The sequence below is a fragment of the Rhodococcus sp. 05-339-2 genome, assembly GCF_002258965.1.
In the GTDB taxonomy this organism is placed as follows: domain Bacteria; phylum Actinomycetota; class Actinomycetes; order Mycobacteriales; family Mycobacteriaceae; genus Rhodococcoides.
This window is the reverse complement of record NZ_NOYW01000011.1, coordinates 145884-162180: the sequence shown is the minus strand read 5'-3', so window position 1 is coordinate 162180 and position 16297 is coordinate 145884. Positions and strand designations below refer to the sequence as shown.

Sequence of the window (16297 nt, the reverse complement as noted above, 5' to 3'; positions counted from 1 at the left end):
GAGACTCCATGACAACACAATCAACTCATCGCGCCATCGTTCGACAGGGCAGCCACTCGACCGTCGAAGAGCGTCGGACGCCGACGCCCGGGCCGGGAGAGCTGCTGATCGCCCCGGAGTCGGTGTCGTTGTGCGGGACGGACATTCAGATCGTGCGCGGTGATCGAGACGATCCGTCCCCGATCGTCGGGCACGAGGGAGCTGCCCGTGTTGTGGAGGTCGGTACCGGGGTGTCGGGGTTCGCCGTCGGCGATCGTGTTGTCGTCAATCCGACGCACCCACACGACTCGTCGTTCCTCCTCGGCCACAACGTCGAGGGGTTGTTCCAGCAGCGCGTCGTCATCGGCGCGTCCGCTGTCGGCGGCGGATTGGTGTCGCTACTTCCGACCGGTTTGTCCAGTGCTCGGGCGACTCTCGTCGAACCGTACGCCGTCGTTCGCTATGCACTCTCGTGCCTGGCAAGGGAGACCCCGGAGACACTGCTGATCTTCGGGGACGGCTTGATCGGCAATCTCGCCGCCACGCTCGCTCCTTCCGTCCTGTTCCCCACCGTAAACGTCGCGATGGTGCACCGAACCGAACTGGGTACGAAGTGGACTGCGAACCATCTCCCGTACGTGAAGAACTTCGCCGTCGATGACGAGTGGGAGCGATACCTCACCGGATCGGTCGCAGTACTCGTGGCCACCCATCGCGCCGGGACGGTGGCGTCCATCGACGCGGTTCTGCGACGTCTCGGCGATCGAGTGGTGGCGGTACACCCGATCGGCGGGGTGCCTGCCAAGGCCACCTCCGATCTGCTCCCCGGCGTGGATATCGCCGGCGTGCGGCAGGCCAATACCGGCGGCCCGACTCCGCCTGCGGTGACCACGTTCACCCGCGGCTCTCAGCGAGTGGCGCTGACGGGCAACCGGGGCGTCACGAACGGTCAACTCACCGCGGCAGCAACGGCACTGACACTAGCCGAGGACTCGATCGATGGACTTCTCACCCACCGACGCGGAATAGACGAGGGCACGGCATTGATGAACACCATCTGCGAGCAACGAACGCGAATCGTCGACGACGAACTCGTCATCCGATTGGTCGTGGACCTCAACAGCCACGACTGACCGCCGCTCGCCTCGGACTACTCCTCGACCTCCGCCCCTCAACGCGCGGCTGCTGCTTGCAGGCCCAAGTCCGTACCGCGTCCCTTGCTCATCCGTAAGATCATGCTTACGCATGAGAAAGCATGCATAAGCTGGGTAAACCGTTCAGCAAGCTCGTCCAGCTGTTATATGCCTATGTTGACAAGCATAAAGACTGTTCACCGCGTGGTTCGCGATGTAAGCTCCGATATGCATGCTTTCGCAAGCACAAGGAGAGATGATGGCCGAACCACGACGACGAGTCAGGAAGCATCCCAGCGAGCTGGCCGAAGCCTTCGTCGCGCGTCGGCATCAGTTGAGCATGACTCAGGCCGAGTTGGCGTTGCTCGCCGGCGTGGGGCGCTCGACAGTCCAGGCACTCGAAGCTGGAAAAGACACGGTGCAGCTCGACGGCGCGGTTGCTGTCGCGCAAGCGCTGGGCTGTGAGATCACGTTGCTCACGCGCGCCGGATCGCCCGTGCCGCCACTGGACGCGACATGATCCCGGTATCCGAGCTGCGGGATGTCGATGCAGCCGATGTCTACAAGGGCGACCTTCTCGCCGGCTCACTGACGCGTGTGGGCAACGACGTCGAGTTTCTGTACGACGGCGATTACCTCGACAGCGCTTCTGCGCCGAATCTCGCGTGGTCGATCCCGAAGTCGTCCGCAGAGACGCGGGCATCGGGCGGTAGCGTCCCTGCCTTTTTCGCGGGCCTACTGCCCGAAGGCGTCCGTCTCACCGGAGTGGTAACGGCTACCAAGACATCCGAGGACGATCACTTCACTCTGCTGCTGGCAGTCGGATCGGACACCATCGGAGACGTTCGTGTGCTGCCACGCGGTCAAGAGATGTCTTTGGTGGGCACTGCATTCGATTCGAGACATCGTGTTCCCGATCTTCGTCGCCTGTTCGATTCCTTGGCCACGGGTGAGTCGGTGAGTCAGGATCCGTCCGCTCTGCCGGGCGTTCAGGGCAAAGTGTCCGCGCAGATGTACTCGACCCCGGTGTCGACCACGGCCGGGCCTGCCATCTTGAAACTCGCCCCGCCCGCGCGACTGCCGCGACTGGTCGAGAACGAGAGCTTCTTCATGAATCTGGCACGTAGATGCGGGCTTTCGGTGCCGGAACACCGCGTGATCGAGGACGACAAGGGCATCAGTGGTCTGCTGGTGGCACGATTCGACCGGATCGGTGAACAACGACTTCCGCAAGAGGATGCGTGCCAGGTGTCCGGGCTCTATCCCGCGTCCAAGTACCGAATGAAGACCGAAGCGGTGATTGCGCTGCTCGCCGACGCTGTCGAGCGAGGAGGCGGTTCTGCGCGCCAGTCCACCGCCGAACTTCTTCGCTTGACGGCCTATTCGTATGCGATCGGGAACGGCGATCTGCACGGAAAGAACTATTCGATACACAACAACACTCGCGGAATTTGGTCGATCACACCTGCCTACGACCTCCTGTGCACGCAGCCCTACGCGTCGTGGAGCGATCCGATGGCGTTGAGCTTCTACGGGCGCGCGAACCGTTGGACACGTGGGCATTTCGTCGAGTCCGCCGGCCGGTTGGGCATGCCCGAGCGAGCGACTCGACGAATCCTCGACGACGTCTGCGCAGGTGTTCGAAGCGGAATCGATGAAGTCGACACGATCGGATTCGATGACAAGCAAACGCGGCAGTTGAAACGACTGCTCGATGAACGCTGCACAGAGCTGTCCTGACCTCGAGCACCATTCATGTTCGTCAGTGCTGCAACGGACTCGGCTACTCGGCAGCACTGATGGCGAGTATGACGCGCGGCTTGTGACGGCGGGCGATGACTCGCTCGATCAACATCACCAGTCGGTACTGAAACCCGTACTTCTTCTTCAGTTTCGCAGTGGCGCGATCCGCAGCCGAGCCCGTGACGATTCGTGCCTCTGCAGCCACTGCTGTCGCGCCGTCTGGCACTTTCCCTCCCCTGTTGCACGGCCGTAGCTCGACACGCCCCGAATTCTTGATGCGTTTGACCTTGCCACTCTCGGCGGGGGTGATGACGACCAGGTCATCTCCGTCACGAGCAATCCACACGGCCGTGGACACGGGTTCACCGGACCGGCGAAACGTGGTGAGCGAGACGAAGGCCTCGTCGCCCAGCGAGTGAATCGGTTTGTCCGAAGAAGTCATGGTCACCACGCTACTCACCCACTTGGCAATCTGTTCGATGCCTGGTCGACTGAAAGGATCACTCTTACAATTCATAGACGCCGAGGAGGACCCATGACCGATCCTGCACGCACCGACGAGTACTTCCTCGGACTTGCAATCGAACAGGCCCAGATCGGCTGGGATGAAGGCGGCGTTCCGATAGGCGCGGCACTCGTCCACGATGGCGAAGTTCTTGCGGTGGGTCGAAACCGCCGAGTCCAGATGGACAGCGCAATCCGTCACGGTGAAACCGACTGCATCGAACGAGCAGGCCGACTCCCCGCCTCGGTGTACCGAAAGTCGGTGCTCTACACCACGTTGTCTCCGTGCTTCATGTGCGCGGGAACCGCTCTGCTGTACGAGATTCCTCGGATCGTCGTAGGTGAGAACCGCTCCTTCGAGACATCGGAAAGCCTGCTACGCGAGCACGGCGTGCAGGTCGACGTCGTCGACAACGCGGAATGCGTTCGACTGATGGAACGCATGCTCGCCGAGCGACCGAGCCTGTGGTTCGAGGACATCGGGGAGGACGCATAGGCGGCACCGACCAACCGATCCTGTCCGAGCTCGAGTAAGTCAGCGAGCCAGCGCCTGCCAGGTCGCCTCGCCCGCGCGATACCCCGCCTCGAACAGCCATGGCCATTCGGAGAAGTCCTCGGGATCGACCACCACCGTCTCGACACCGCCGTTACCGCGCCGCTTCGGCATGTTCTCGGGATGGGACGGGAACCGATCCTTCAGATACGCGGGCTCGAGACTCTGCCGAAAGATCAACCACGTCTGCGGCGTGAAGCCCACTGCCTCAGCACGTTTCGCAAGGTCGATCCAGGCTTCCGCATTGGCGTATCCGCCTTCGAGCACCCACCTCCGAGTCTCGATCATCGGGAACACGCCGTACTAGATCGGCGGGTAACTCAGTAGGGTTTGGCACCAAGTACGACGGCGTTCCGGCGGAATAGGTTCCCACTTCGCCTGCGCAGCTTGAAGATCGTCACTACCGGACATCGTTCACCTCACCCCGGAGGTGCAACCCTCCATCGACTTGCACGCCTGCGATTGCGGGACGCGCCGGTTCTTCCCCTGGGGCACCCTGTCGATGGAGACGGGGTTGCCGAACAGCCGGCCAGGTACCTACGGCTAATGCTCTTGAACCTTCTTCGACAATAGCCGAGGGGTACGGCTTGGACAATCCTGTGAATCGGCGGACTAACTCGACGAATTGCCAACGGATCAGGAACCAACAGGTGCATCAGCAACACTCCGGCCGAAGTTCTCTACGCAGATCGGACAGCCGTCATCATTGACGCGTGATCAAACAGGGAAGTGGTTTTGCTTTGCTCGGCGCAGTGATTGCGGTTCTGGGTTACTCGGCGACCGGAACTGCAAGGTACTCGGCGTACGTCTCCGGCGAGTCCTTCTATGGTCCGGACACCACGCTGGGGCCGTGGGTGCAGCCCAGCGTCGCTGCCACAGTCGGAGCAATAGTCGGCATGCTCGCAGGCCTGGTGCTCCACCTGTGCGGGTTTCGATTCGCCGTCGAGCCCACTCGGCGCGTTGGGCTCGTCGCCGTTGCCGGTCTGATCGGAGTGACGCTGGGAATGACGCCCGTACTGATTCTCGTCGGAACGAGCTTTTCCGGTCTGAATTCGAGCGTCTCGACCGACTACCTGCTGCCGACATACGCAGGTACCGGAGCGTTGGCCTACGTGCTCGGAGTCGCCTCGGTTCGGCTGCTGCTCAAAGTAAGTCACGATCCGTTGTCGTCCCGGACGACCAAGGTGGTGGCTGCCTTTCTCCCGATCGGGGGTGTCCTCGCCACCCTCGCCGGAACGGGGACTGCCTGGATTCTCGGATTCTCCACGACGGCATCCACTTTCGTCGCCACGATCGTGGCGGTGCTGTGCGTACTCGTGGCGACCTTTGCGCTCGCGCGCGCTTGGGCGTTGCGTACGACAGCGTAGAAGCTCGAGGGGCGACCGCCGCGCCGCCTAGAGTTGTGAGCGTGGCCGTATCGGTCGACGCGGCTAGCCAAGGTCATTTTGCCTCGGGGCAGTTGAACGAGAGAGGAAGCCGATGATCATCACCGGGTTGTTCTTCGCGGAGTATGCGCGAGCCTCGAACGACATGCTCGACATCCTCGGCGGCGTCTGGGATTCCTGCACGGTTCCTCGCGACACCCGCATGCTCGAATGCCGGCTGGTCGCACTGTTGCAGACGGGACCCGATGACATCGGTAAGGACTTTCCCGCGACACTCGAAGTCCTCGACGCGAATGGCGAACACATAGTGAATCAGCGGGGCCTCCAGATCCCCGGTGCCGGCTTCACCGGGGAGAATCGGTTCTGGTTCCTGCCGATGCAGATGGTGTTCCGCGACGAAGGACGACACAACTTCATCCTCAGCGCCGGTGGGGCAACTGCGAGCGTCGGGCTTCGTATCGCATTCGGCTGATGACAGCGTTCTCGGTGCCCCTCGCTATCGGACTTCATCAGCCAAACGCCGTCCAGCTTCGATCAACCATCGTCGTGGATCCGCCATGGCCGCCTCTGCGCCGCCGGCAAGGTCCGTCAGCGACACGGTCCGCACCTCGACGTCCGAATCCACCGCCCCGGCGACCACCGCCACCGGAACCGAAGCCTCCGAACATATCTGGACCACATGTCCGACGAGTTTGCCCGTCAGCGACGTGCGATCGAACTTGCCCTCACCCGTCACCACGAGGTCGGCGGCAGGAACAGCAGCCGACAGCCCCGTCAGCTCCGACACCCGTTCGGCCCCGCCCGATATACGAGCCCCCAGCGCGCACAGCCCGAATCCCACTCCGCCGGCAGCACCGGTCCCAGGCATGAACGGGTCGGCGGGCAAGCCGGCAGCGGCGAGCAACTCGGCCCAGCGCTGCAAAGCCTCGTCGAGTACCTCAATGTCGGCGGCCGACGCACCCTTCTGCGGCCCGAAGACGTGCGCGGCACCGTCGGGTCCGAACAACACCGCGCGCGTATCGGTCAGCAATTCGATGTCGGACGGTACCCCCGCGAGGCCCGACGCACCCACTGATCGGGCGGCCAGCAGACCGGCACCGCCCTCCGGAACGTCCTGACCCGATTCGTCCAGCACCCGAACACCGAGCGCACGAAGCACTCCCAGTCCGCCGTCGGTGGAGGCCGAGCCCCCGAGTGCCACCGAGATTCGGTCCGAACCGCACTCCCTGATCACGTCTCCCAGCCCGCGCGTCGTCGCGGTCAGTGCATTCACCGACTCCATCATCGCGATGCCCGACGACTCCGCCAGCTCGATCACCGCCCGGCCGTCCTCGAGCATCAGCCATCGCGCGTCGACCGACCGACCGTCGGGGCCGCAGACACCGAGCACCGACGACCACGTCGAGTCGGCCGAGCATGCGGCGAGCACGTCGAGCGTCCCTTCGCCCCCATCTGCCTGCGGCACCGATACCAGGTCGTCACCGCTGCGGACAGCCGCCCACCCCTCGATCAGTGCCGCGGCGGCATCGACAGCGTCGATGGTGCCTTTGAAGGAATCGGGGGCAAAGAGAACTCTCATGCGATCAGACTGGGCAGAACCAGATCGCGGTAGCGCTGCTTCATGGTCTCGATCACCTGGTCCCCGTCGGTCGCCCACACCGCAGCGTTGAAGATCTCCACTTCCACATCACCTCGATACCCAGCGACTCGTACCCATCGGCCGATGGAATCGAAGTCGATCACACCATCGCCCATCATTCCGCGCGAGAGGAGGGGGTCGGCTTCCATCGGCACCAGCCAGTCGCACACCTGGTACGAGCTGATGCGGCCACGCTCACCTGCGGTTCGGATCAGTGACTCCAGATCCGGATCCCACCACACGTGGAAGGTGTCGACGACGACGCCCACTGCCTCCACCGGGTGCGGTTCGGCCATCGACAAGGCTTGTCCCAGTGTGGAGATGACGGCGCGGTCGGCCGCGAACATCGGGTGCAAGGGCTCGAGCGCGATGCGCACACCCCGCTCGAGTGCGTACGGAACGAGCAGGGCCAGCCTCTCCTCCACTCGAGCCCGAGCTCCGATGAGGTCGCGATCGGGGATGCCGCCCATGACCATTACGAGCTCGGGCGCTCCGAGTTCGGCGGCTTCGTCGAGAGCGCGACGGTTGTCGTCGAGACCGTCGTCGTCGATCGCCGTGAGGAATCCGCCTCGGCACAGGCTCGACACCCTCAGACCGGCGTCCGAGATCAGCTTGGCCGACTCGCCGACTCCGAACTCCTGGATCCGATCCCGCCACGGGGCCACCGCACCCAGCCCGGCCCGTGCGGCACCGTCTACGGCTTGCTTCAGCGTCCAGGCGTTCGTCGTCTTGGTGTTGAGAGACAATGCTGCGTAAGGGTTGTCGAGGTCGTATGGTGCGATACTCACGACGCTGCCCCGTTCAGTTCGAGGCAGAGCCCCATGCGGTGCGCGGCCAGCGATGGATCCGCAAGCAACCCGGCGCGATCGGCCAGGACGAACAGCGTCGTCAGATGCTTCACGCTGCGCCCAGATGCCAAGCCGCCCACCATCGAGAACCCAGCCTGCTTGCCGTTGAGCCAAGACAGGAACGCAATTCCGGTCTTGTAGTAATACGTGGGCGCAGCGAAGATATGCCGGCCGAGCTCCTGCGTCGAACGCAATATGTCCTCGGCGCGAGCGATATTACCGCGGTCGAGCTCCTGCAGCGCCGTCGACGCCGCAGGGTAGATGCCGGCGAAGATGCCGAGTAGTGCATCCGAATGATGTTGTCCATCACCGATGATGAGCTCGGGGTAGTTGAAGTCGTCACCGGTGTAGAGGCGGACGCCGTCGGGTAGCCCGGCTCGCAGGGCGATCTCGTGCTGGGCGTCGAGCAACGACACCTTCACCCCGTCGACCTTGCGCGAGTACGACGCGATCAGGCTCTCGAAAGTCGCAGTGGCCGAGGGGATGTCTGCGCTTCCCCAGTACCCGGCGAGCGCCGGATCGAACATCGTTCCGAGCCAATGCAATACGACGGGATCGTCGACCTCGTCGAGCAAGGTCGAGTAGACCGACAGATAGTCGTCGGGTGACGTCGCTACCCGAGCCAGGGCGCGCGAGGCCATGATAATGACCTTCGCGCCCGACTCGGTGACCACCGCGATCTGCTCGCGGTAGGCGTCGAGCACAGCAGCGAGACCGTCCTTGCCCGACGGCAGCGCATCCAGGTCGAGTTGGTCCGTACCCGCACCGCAGGCGAGTGACCCGCCGACGCGAGCGGCTTCGGCTCCGGAGCGGCGGATCAGCTCGGACGTCGCGGCCCAGTCCAGGCCCATTCCGCGCTGGGCGGTATCCATCGCGTCGGCGACGCCCAGTCCGTAGGACCAGAGTTCGTGGCGATACGCGAGGGTGGCGTCCCAGTCGATGTCGGCGGGTGCCCCCGGAGTGTTGTCCCCCGCGGCCCGCGGAATGACGTGCGCGGCGGCATATGCGACGCGTGAGGTGATGGCGGCGGTGGGCTTGGTCCATTCGCCCGGCTCACCGAGCGCATGGACCCCGTGGCCGGGGAGGGTGATCGACACCCGGGAGTCGACGGCGGTCACAGCGCGATCTCCGGGACGTCGCGGCGACGGCCCTCGGCCGAGGATCGCAGACCGAGCTCGGCCAGTTGCACACCGCGGGCGGCGGAGAGCAGACCGTAGCGGTGCGGCCGTTCGGCGACGACGTCGCGCAGAAACTCTTCCCATTGCAACTTGAACCCGTTGTCCAGGTCAGCGTTGGCGGGGACCTCGAGCCACTGGTCGCGGAATGGTTCGGTGACGGGCAGATCTGGATTCCACACAGGCTTGGGGGTGTGCGAACGATGCTGGGCGACGCAACCCCGCAACCCCGCAACCGCCGATCCGTGCGTGCCGTCGATCTGGAATTCGACCAGTTCGTCTCGGAACACTCGCACCGCCCACGACGAGTTGATCTGGGCGACAACGCCATTCTCCATCTCGAAGATGCCGTATGCGGCGTCGTCGGCGGTGGCGGCATACTCGTGGCCCTGCTCGTCCCAGCGCGTCGGGATGTGGGTGGCGGTTTTCGCGGTGACGGTCTCGACCTTGCCGAGGATGCCTTCGAGCACGTAGTTCCAGTGGCAGAACATGTCGACGACGATGCCGCCGCCGTCCTCGGCCCGGTAGTTCCAGCTGGGACGCTGGGCGGGCTGACCGTCGCCCTCGAAGACCCAGTAGCCGAATTCGCCTCGCAGGGAGAGGATGCGACCGAAGAATCCTTCGTCGACGAGCCGCTTGAGCTTGACCAGTCCTGGGAGGTAGAGCTTGTCGTGAACAACGCCGGCCGTGATGCCCGCGTTCTGCCCGATGCGGGCCAATTCGATGGCTTGCGTCAGCGTTTCGGCGGTCGGCTTCTCGGTGAAGATGTGCTTGCCAGCCTTCATCGCCGACGAGAGCGCCTCGGCGCGACGCGAGGTGACCTGGGCGTCGAAGTAGATGTCGATGGACGCGTCGTCGATGACGGATGCGCTGTCGGTGGTGTACTCGGCGATACCGTGCCGGTTGCAGAGCTCCTGGAGCTTGGCCTCATTGCGGCCGACCAGGATCGGCTCGACCTGGACGCGCGTGCCGTCGTCGAGGAGGAGTCCACCGGCGTCGCGGATGGGCAGGATGGACCGAAGGAGATGCTGACGGTAGCCCATGCGGCCGGTGACGCCGTTCATGGCAATACGCAACGTTCGGGTGGATGTGGGCATGAGAGATTGCCCTTTCTGTGCACTGATGACGAAGGACGTGGGACGACGGCGAGCCATGACGGATGGGGCCGTATCGACGGTGTGGCGGAAAGTCCACTACGCGTCGTGAGGGAAAGTCAGCTTCGGAATGCGCTTTCCAAGCTATGCTGTCGAAGTCGATCGGTCAAGAGGTGACCGTCGATCTCAATGATTTTGCAGGGGGTGAGGGGTGCATGGCCGCAGTACGACTCAGCGATGTCGCCGCGGCGGCGGGCGTCTCGCAGGCCACAGCGTCGCGGGTGCTCAACGGCTCGTCACGAGTACCCGGCGAGGGTGTGGCCGATCGCGTGCGCGCAGCAGCGGCCGATCTCGGCTACATCGCCAACGCTCAGGCCCAGGCGCTGGCCCGGTCGTCGACGGGCTTGATCGGTCTGGTGGTGCACGATGTGGCCGACCCCTACTTCTCGTCGATCGTTCGCGGCGTGCAGAACGAGGCTCGCGCGGCCGACAAGCTGGTACTGCTGGCCAGTACCGAGCGCGATTTCGCTCTCGAACGGCAGTCGGTCGCCACCTTCATCTCGCACCGCGCCGACGCCATCATCCTGGCCGGCTCGAGGCAGAGCGGCGACCTGGACCGAGCGTTGGAACAGGAATTCGGGGCATACCGCGACAACGGCGGCAGGGTGGTCGTGATCGGGCAGCCGGTACCGTTCGCCTCTGCCGTCGAACCCGAGAATTTCGCCGCATCGGCGGCTCTGGCGCAGGCCCTGCACGGGCACGGCCATCGCCGCTTCGCGATCATCGGCGGACCGGGAAACATCCGGACCTCGACCGATCGTCGCAACGGCTTCGTCGAGACACTGTGCACACACGGCGTCACACCGGAAATCGAAGTGGCCGGGGACTTCTCGCGAGACGGTGGCTACAGCGCCGCACGACGCCTGGCGGCTGCGCTCGAGCTATCCCCCGGCCACGGCACACCTCCCTGCGTATTCGCGGTCACCGACGTCATGGCCATCGGGGCAATCGCAGCGTGGCGTGAGCTGGGTCTGAGCGTGCCGGAGGACGTCTGCGTCGCGGGATTCGACGACATCCCCACCCTGCGGGATCACTCCCCGAGCCTGACGACCGTCGCTCTGTCATTGGTCGATATCGGCGAACGAGCCGTGCAGCTCGCACTCGATCCGGACAGTCGCCCCGGAAGCAGAGAGTGGGCACCGGGGACCGTCGTCCTGCGGCGCAGCACCGCTCTGAACAGCTGATTGTCCGAATTGCTTGACACTGTGGGCGCGATCACACTACGTTGGGCGACAGCTTCGGAAAGCGCATTCCAGCGGGAGTAGACGGACCCGCTCCACTACTAGCTCGAGGACTCCTTATGACGACAACATCGTCGGTCGAAGTCCGTTCTGCCACTGCGTCGGTTCCTCAACCCGCACCGACCCGTCGTCGACGGTTCCCTTCGCTCCGCAATACCTGGTCCGGTCTTTGGCGACCGCTGGCCCTCGTGGCTGTGCTAGTTGCCGCCTGGTGGGCCGTCACCGCCTCCGAACTCGTTGCGCCCTATATCCTTCCGTCGCCCGGCGACACGTGGTCGACGATGGTGGACAACGCGTCCTACCTCGCCGGTCATACCTGGGTGACAACGTACGAAACCGTCGCCGGCTTCATCATCGCCTCAGTGGTCGGCATCGCCGTCGCGGTGGTGATGATCTACTCGTCCTCGATCGAGAAGACGATGTATCCGCTCATCCTGTTCGCACAGGTGATCCCGAAGATCGCGATCGCGCCGCTGTTCGTCGTGTGGCTCGGCTTCGGGCCGAGCCCAAAAATTCTGGTCGCCGTTCTGATGGCGTTCTTCCCCATCGTCATCGCCGGAATGGCGGGATTGCGTTCCGTCGATCCCGAGATCCTCGAACTCACCTCGACGATGGGTGCGAGCAAGTGGAAGACGTTCTGCAAGGTTCGTTTTCCCGCGTCGTTGCCCCAGCTGATGTCCGGCCTGAAGATCGCCGCAACACTCGCGGTGACCGGAGCGGTGGTCGGTGAATTCGTCGGCGCCAACGAAGGTCTGGGGTACGTGATCCTTCAGGCCAACGGAAACATAGACACAGCAATGCTTTTCGCTGCACTCATCATCATGTCCCTACTGGGAATTCTCCTCTTCCTGATCATCGAGATCGCCGAGAAATTCCTCATTCCCTGGCACGCATCGCGTCGCTCCACCGCGTCCGTCGGCGCTGTGTGATCCGCATGCTCTCCCTAAATCGAAGGACACATTCCATGAAGCTCAAGAACGTTCTGGTGGCGACCGTCGCGTCGTCCGCTCTGGTACTCGCCGGATGCAGCGGAGGAGGTGGCGGCGAGGAGAAGGCCCCTGGCACCGACGGTGAGACCACCGCAACCTCGCTGATGCTCAACTGGTATCCATACGGCGAGCACGCCCCGTTCTACTACGGCGTGCAAGAGGGAATCTTCGCCGAGCACGGTATCGACCTCACCATCACTGCCGGCCAAGGATCCACCAAGACCGCCCAGGCGGCGGGCTCGAACCAAACCGATTTCGGCTGGGCCGACACCGCGGCCGTGATGTCCAACATCGACAAGGGCGTGAAGGTCAAGAGCCTCGGCGTATTCCTGCAGACGACGCCGTCGGCTGTACAGGTCTACGCGGACGGACCGATCCAGACCACCGCCGACCTCGCAGGCAAGACCATCGCCGTGTCCGCCGGCGACGCCCCCACCACCACATTCCCCATCTTCCTCGACCGCGCCGGCGTTCCCGAAGACCAGGTTCAGCAGCAGAGTCTGGACTCCGCAGGCAAGATCGCCGCGATGCTCTCGGGTCAGGTCGACGGTCTCATCGGCTTCGCACACGACCAAGGGCCCAACATCGCGAACAAGTCCGGACGCGAGATGCGCTATCTCCGCTACTCCGATGAGGGTCTGAACTTCTACAGCAACGGCCTCATCGCCAACACGTCGACCATCGAGAACTCGCCGGAGCTCGCTCAGGCGATGGTCGACGCCACCCGCGAGTCGTTCGAGGCAGCCATCGCCAATCCTGAAGCGGCCGTGGCGTCGATGGTCGGTAAGGACCCGCAGACTCCGCCGGAGTCGGTGCTGCTGCAGCAATGGCAGGAGACGATCCCACTGCTCACGACCGAGAACACCGAAGGAATGGCACCGGGCGTCAACAGTGACGAGGACTGGGCCAACACCATCAGCATCCTCAGCGACGCCGGACTCACCGAGACCGGAGCCGCGGCGTCGACGTACTGGGACTCCAGCTTCACCTCCAACGAGGAATGAGACGCAATCATGAACGCCATCATCAGTGAACGGCCGACAACGATGACCGACACCGCGGTATCGGTGGACAACCTGACCGTCCAGTTCTCCTCCAAGCGAGGTGACGTCACCGCTCTCTCCGACGTCGACCTCCAGGTCGGCAGGGGCGAATTCGTCTCCATCGCAGGGCCGTCCGGCTGCGGCAAGTCCACCCTTCTCAAGGTGGTCGCCGGTCTCACCGGTGCCTCTCGAGGCTCGGTGCAGCTGGCAGGCAAGGAGGTGCACGGCCCCCAGCGCAACATCGGTTACGTCTTCCAACGCGCGGCCCTGCTGGAATGGCGGACGGTGCGGAAGAACATTCTGCTTCAGGGTGAGATGCGCGGGATGAACCGGAAGGCCGCGGCCGCGAAAGCCGATCAGCTCATCGAGATGACCGGTTTGACGGGCTTCGAGGGAGCTCTCCCCCACGAGCTGTCCGGCGGCATGCAGCAGCGCGTATCCCTGTGCCGTGCACTGCTGCACGAGCCGGAGGTGCTGCTCATGGACGAGCCGTTCGGTGCGCTGGACGCTCTCACTCGCGAGAAGATGAACGTCGAACTGCACCGCATCTGGCGGGAAACCGGAACGACGGTCATGCTCGTCACCCACTCCGTCGCCGAAGCGGTCTACCTCGCCAACCGGGTCGTCGTCATGAGCCCGCGGCCGGGTCGGATAGTGGGCATCCTCGACGTCGACCTTCCTGTGCATCGGGACTACAGCGCAACAATGGAGAAGCCCGAATTCATCAGTGTTGCAAACACTGTGCGTGATCTCCTGGGAGCGACAACGAGCGCGGACTGATCACCACCGCAAAAGGCCCTGCAGACCTCCATGGTCTGCAGGGCCACCTACCGTCGTGGCAGCCGGATTTCACGTCTGCATTGTTCTCCGACGTCGAGCTTGTCAGCTCCTGATCGTCTCCCGCGCGGCTCCTCGCTCGACCACTCGTCGAGCGGTTCGGGCAACGGCCTCGTCGATCAGGAATCCCTTGCTGTCGACGGCCACGCCCGAGGTAGCCCGATGCAGGTCGGACAACAGTTCCTCGGCCTCGCGGACCTCCGTCTCCGACGGCACGAATACCGTTCGCACAGGGGCAAGTTGAGCCGGATGAATACACGCACGACCCACAAAACCGAGACCGGCCAGCGTTCGAGTATCGGCCTCGAAGGCATCGGCGTCGCGGAAGTTTCGCGACACCGCGGCCGGCGGCGGATCGATTCCGGCCGCCACACTGGCTGCCACTACCTGAGCGCGCACGAACGACAGTGACTCCGCCGAGCCGTCGACGCCCAGATCGGCGGCGAGGTCCACCTCACCGATCTGAAGAAACTTGACCCGAGGCGCACGGGCAATCTCCAGAGCGGCGAACACTCCGGCGGCCGTCTCGATGAGGGGCGAGACCACCGCACTACTGCCACTCAGGAGAGCGTCCGCCTGCTCGACCTCGCGAGCAGACGACACCTTCGGCAACCAGATGCCGGTCAGGTTCGGATGCAACACTGCACGAATATCATCCTCCTGCAACGGCCCTGGGTTCACCCGCACCCAGATCTGGACGTCACCCGGTTCGCCGGAAGCAACCCACTCGGCCACCGTCGCCCGCGCATGGTCCTTGTTCGCCGCGGTGACGGCGTCCTCAAGATCCAACACCACCGCGTCGGTGCCCGATGCCAGTGCTTTGTCGAAGCGCTCCGGCACGTCCCCGGGAACGTAGAGGTACGTCAGAGCCGTCCTCATCCGATGACTCCCGTACCCGCGACGAGGGACTTCGCGATGACGGTGCGCATGATGTCGTTGGTGCCCTCACCGATAGCCATGAGCGGGGCGTCACGGTAGAGGCGCTCGACGACGAACTCGGTGGAGTAGCCGTAGCCACCGTGAATACGCATGGCTTCGAGGCTGGCGGTGATGGCGGCCTCGGAGGCGAAGTACTTCGCCATTCCGGCTTCCATGTCGACGCGCTTACCCGAATCCGCCTGTGATGCAGCCCAGTACGTCATCAGGCGCGCAGCCTGCAGCTGGGTCGCGATGTCGGCGATCTTGAGCTGAATGGCCTGGAACTCGGCGATGGGCTGACCGAATGCGGTGCGCTGCTTCGCATATTCGAGGGCAGCGTCGTAGGCGGCCTGAGCGATGCCGACACTGCGTCCGGCGATGTTGAGACGGCCGATCTCGAGACCGGACAGTGCCTGCTGCAGACCACGCCCCTCGACGCCACCGAGAAGCGCATCGACGGGTACGCGCACGTCGGTGAAGGTGATCTCACACGATTCGGTGCCCTTGTAGCCGAGCTTGCCCATGTCGCGCTGCACCTCGAACCCGTCGGTGGTGGTGTCGATCAGTAGCAGCGACATTCCCTTGTGCGCGGGCGTCGTGGTGGTGTCGGTCTTGACCAGCACCGGAAGCACATTCGCGTGTCGCGCGTTGGTGATCCACGTCTTGGCACCGTTGACGACGTAGTGGTCGCCGTCGCGCTTGGCGGTGGTCTTGATTCCCTGTAGGTCGGTTCCGGCTCCGGGCTCGGTCAGGCCGACTCCCGTCCGCCATTCACCCGACGCGAGCTTGGGCAGCAGCGTCTTCTTCTGCTCCTCGGTGCCGTGCTTGCCGATCATCCAGCAGGAAAGGTTGTGGCTACCGAGGATTCCGGCGACGCCCATCCAGCCGCGAGCGAGTTCCTCGTAGACGAGGGTGAACGAGACCTTGTCCAGATCGAGGCCGCCGTACTCCTCGGGCGTCGTGATGCCGAACAGGCCCATCGCCTTCATGTGTTCGACGATCTCGGTGGGATAGCGTCCCGTCTTCTCCCACTCGTTCGCGACGGGGATGATCTCCTTGTCGACGAATGTACGCAACGCTTTCCGGAAGGCCATCTGCTGTTCGTCGTACGTGAAATCCATGGTGAAGTCCTGTCGGTTGGGTGTCGTCGATCGAG

18 protein-coding genes and 1 riboswitch are annotated in these 16297 nt (G+C 63.9%); of the genes, 10 read left to right on the top strand and 8 right to left on the bottom strand.

Going from position 1 to position 16297, the window contains the following annotated elements; all coding sequences use genetic code 11:
* The first annotated feature begins 8 nt into the window (after positions 1-8).
* The 3 genes from CH273_RS10185 to CH273_RS10175 all read left to right on the top strand — a co-directional run bounded on the left by CH273_RS10185 (position 9) and on the right by CH273_RS10175 (position 2852).
* Positions 9-1112, top strand: coding sequence for an alcohol dehydrogenase catalytic domain-containing protein (locus CH273_RS10185; RefSeq protein ID WP_032395022.1), 1104 nt, complete (start codon positions 9-11; stop codon positions 1110-1112).
* Positions 1113-1371: 259 nt separating this feature from the next.
* Positions 1372-1632 carry a helix-turn-helix domain-containing protein gene (locus CH273_RS10180; protein WP_032395135.1) on the top strand — a complete coding sequence of 87 codons (261 nt, stop codon included), beginning with the start codon at positions 1372-1374 and terminating at the stop codon, positions 1630-1632.
* Complete coding sequence (locus CH273_RS10175) at positions 1629-2852, top strand: type II toxin-antitoxin system HipA family toxin (RefSeq protein WP_032395021.1); 1224 nt, start codon at positions 1629-1631, stop codon at positions 2850-2852. The genes CH273_RS10180 and CH273_RS10175 overlap by 4 nt, the downstream gene beginning before the upstream one ends.
* Positions 2853-2895: 43 nt before the next feature.
* Here the strand turns inward: CH273_RS10175 and CH273_RS10170 are convergent, their stop codons facing one another.
* Positions 2896-3297 (bottom strand): PPOX class F420-dependent oxidoreductase, encoded by a 402-nt coding sequence (locus CH273_RS10170; protein WP_032395134.1) that lies wholly within the window; start codon positions 3295-3297, stop codon positions 2896-2898.
* Positions 3298-3390: 93 nt separating this feature from the next.
* Between CH273_RS10170 and CH273_RS10165 the strand changes: the two genes are divergently transcribed.
* Entirely contained in the window at positions 3391-3855 is a 465-nt protein-coding gene (locus CH273_RS10165; RefSeq protein ID WP_032395020.1) for a nucleoside deaminase, read from the top strand.
* Between the two features lie 39 nt (positions 3856-3894).
* On the opposite strand, the gene CH273_RS10160 is transcribed toward CH273_RS10165, so the two are convergent.
* Positions 3895-4200, bottom strand: a complete 306-nt coding sequence (locus CH273_RS10160) for a mandelate racemase/muconate lactonizing protein (protein WP_230596735.1) — start codon at positions 4198-4200, stop codon at positions 3895-3897.
* A gap of 151 nt (positions 4201-4351) precedes the next feature.
* A riboswitch (SAM riboswitch) is annotated at positions 4352-4470 on the bottom strand.
* A 155-nt stretch (positions 4471-4625) separates the two neighbouring features.
* Here CH273_RS10160 and CH273_RS10155 point away from each other — a divergent pair.
* Both CH273_RS10155 and CH273_RS10150 read left to right on the top strand, forming a co-directional pair.
* Positions 4626-5279, top strand: a complete 654-nt coding sequence (locus CH273_RS10155) for a hypothetical protein (protein ID WP_052049428.1) — start codon at positions 4626-4628, stop codon at positions 5277-5279.
* Positions 5280-5391: 112 nt separating this feature from the next.
* Positions 5392-5769, top strand: a complete 378-nt coding sequence (locus CH273_RS10150) for a DUF6941 family protein (protein WP_032395019.1) — start codon at positions 5392-5394, stop codon at positions 5767-5769.
* 24 nt (positions 5770-5793) lie between these two features.
* On the opposite strand, the gene CH273_RS10145 is transcribed toward CH273_RS10150, so the two are convergent.
* From CH273_RS10145 to CH273_RS10130, 4 genes are read right to left on the bottom strand one after another with little or no spacing between them, the layout of a single operon-like run.
* Entirely contained in the window at positions 5794-6876 is a 1083-nt protein-coding gene (locus CH273_RS10145; RefSeq protein ID WP_032395018.1) for a glycerate kinase, read from the bottom strand.
* Entirely contained in the window at positions 6873-7724 is an 852-nt protein-coding gene (locus tag CH273_RS10140; protein ID WP_032395017.1) for a sugar phosphate isomerase/epimerase family protein, read from the bottom strand. Before CH273_RS10140 ends, CH273_RS10145 begins: the two co-directional genes overlap by 4 nt.
* A complete protein-coding gene (locus CH273_RS10135) occupies positions 7721-8902 on the bottom strand; it encodes a dihydrodipicolinate synthase family protein (protein WP_032395016.1) in 1182 nt (393 codons plus the stop codon). Before CH273_RS10135 ends, CH273_RS10140 begins: the two co-directional genes overlap by 4 nt.
* Complete coding sequence (locus tag CH273_RS10130; RefSeq protein WP_032395132.1) at positions 8899-10056, bottom strand: Gfo/Idh/MocA family protein; 1158 nt, start codon at positions 10054-10056, stop codon at positions 8899-8901. Before CH273_RS10130 ends, CH273_RS10135 begins: the two co-directional genes overlap by 4 nt.
* Positions 10057-10268: 212 nt before the next feature.
* Between CH273_RS10130 and CH273_RS10125 the strand changes: the two genes are divergently transcribed.
* From CH273_RS10125 to CH273_RS10110, 4 genes are all read left to right on the top strand, one after another.
* Positions 10269-11297 carry a LacI family DNA-binding transcriptional regulator gene (locus tag CH273_RS10125; protein WP_032395131.1) on the top strand — a complete coding sequence of 343 codons (1029 nt, stop codon included), beginning with the start codon at positions 10269-10271 and terminating at the stop codon, positions 11295-11297.
* A gap of 245 nt (positions 11298-11542) precedes the next feature.
* Positions 11543-12283 carry an ABC transporter permease gene (locus tag CH273_RS10120; protein ID WP_230596733.1) on the top strand — a complete coding sequence of 247 codons (741 nt, stop codon included), beginning with the start codon at positions 11543-11545 and terminating at the stop codon, positions 12281-12283.
* Positions 12284-12318: 35 nt separating this feature from the next.
* Positions 12319-13347, top strand: coding sequence for an ABC transporter substrate-binding protein (locus CH273_RS10115; protein WP_032395014.1), 1029 nt, complete (start codon positions 12319-12321; stop codon positions 13345-13347).
* A gap of 9 nt (positions 13348-13356) precedes the next feature.
* Positions 13357-14166: an ABC transporter ATP-binding protein gene (locus tag CH273_RS10110; protein ID WP_032395013.1), complete on the top strand. Its 810-nt coding sequence runs from the start codon at positions 13357-13359 to the stop codon at positions 14164-14166.
* Positions 14167-14268: 102 nt separating this feature from the next.
* On the opposite strand, the gene CH273_RS10105 is transcribed toward CH273_RS10110, so the two are convergent.
* Together CH273_RS10105 and CH273_RS10100 are read right to left on the bottom strand one after the other, a co-directional pair.
* Entirely contained in the window at positions 14269-15102 is an 834-nt protein-coding gene (locus tag CH273_RS10105; RefSeq protein WP_032395012.1) for an HpcH/HpaI aldolase/citrate lyase family protein, read from the bottom strand.
* Complete coding sequence (locus CH273_RS10100) at positions 15099-16262, bottom strand: acyl-CoA dehydrogenase family protein (protein ID WP_032395011.1); 1164 nt, start codon at positions 16260-16262, stop codon at positions 15099-15101. Before CH273_RS10100 ends, CH273_RS10105 begins: the two co-directional genes overlap by 4 nt.
* Positions 16263-16297: the final 35 nt, after the last annotated feature.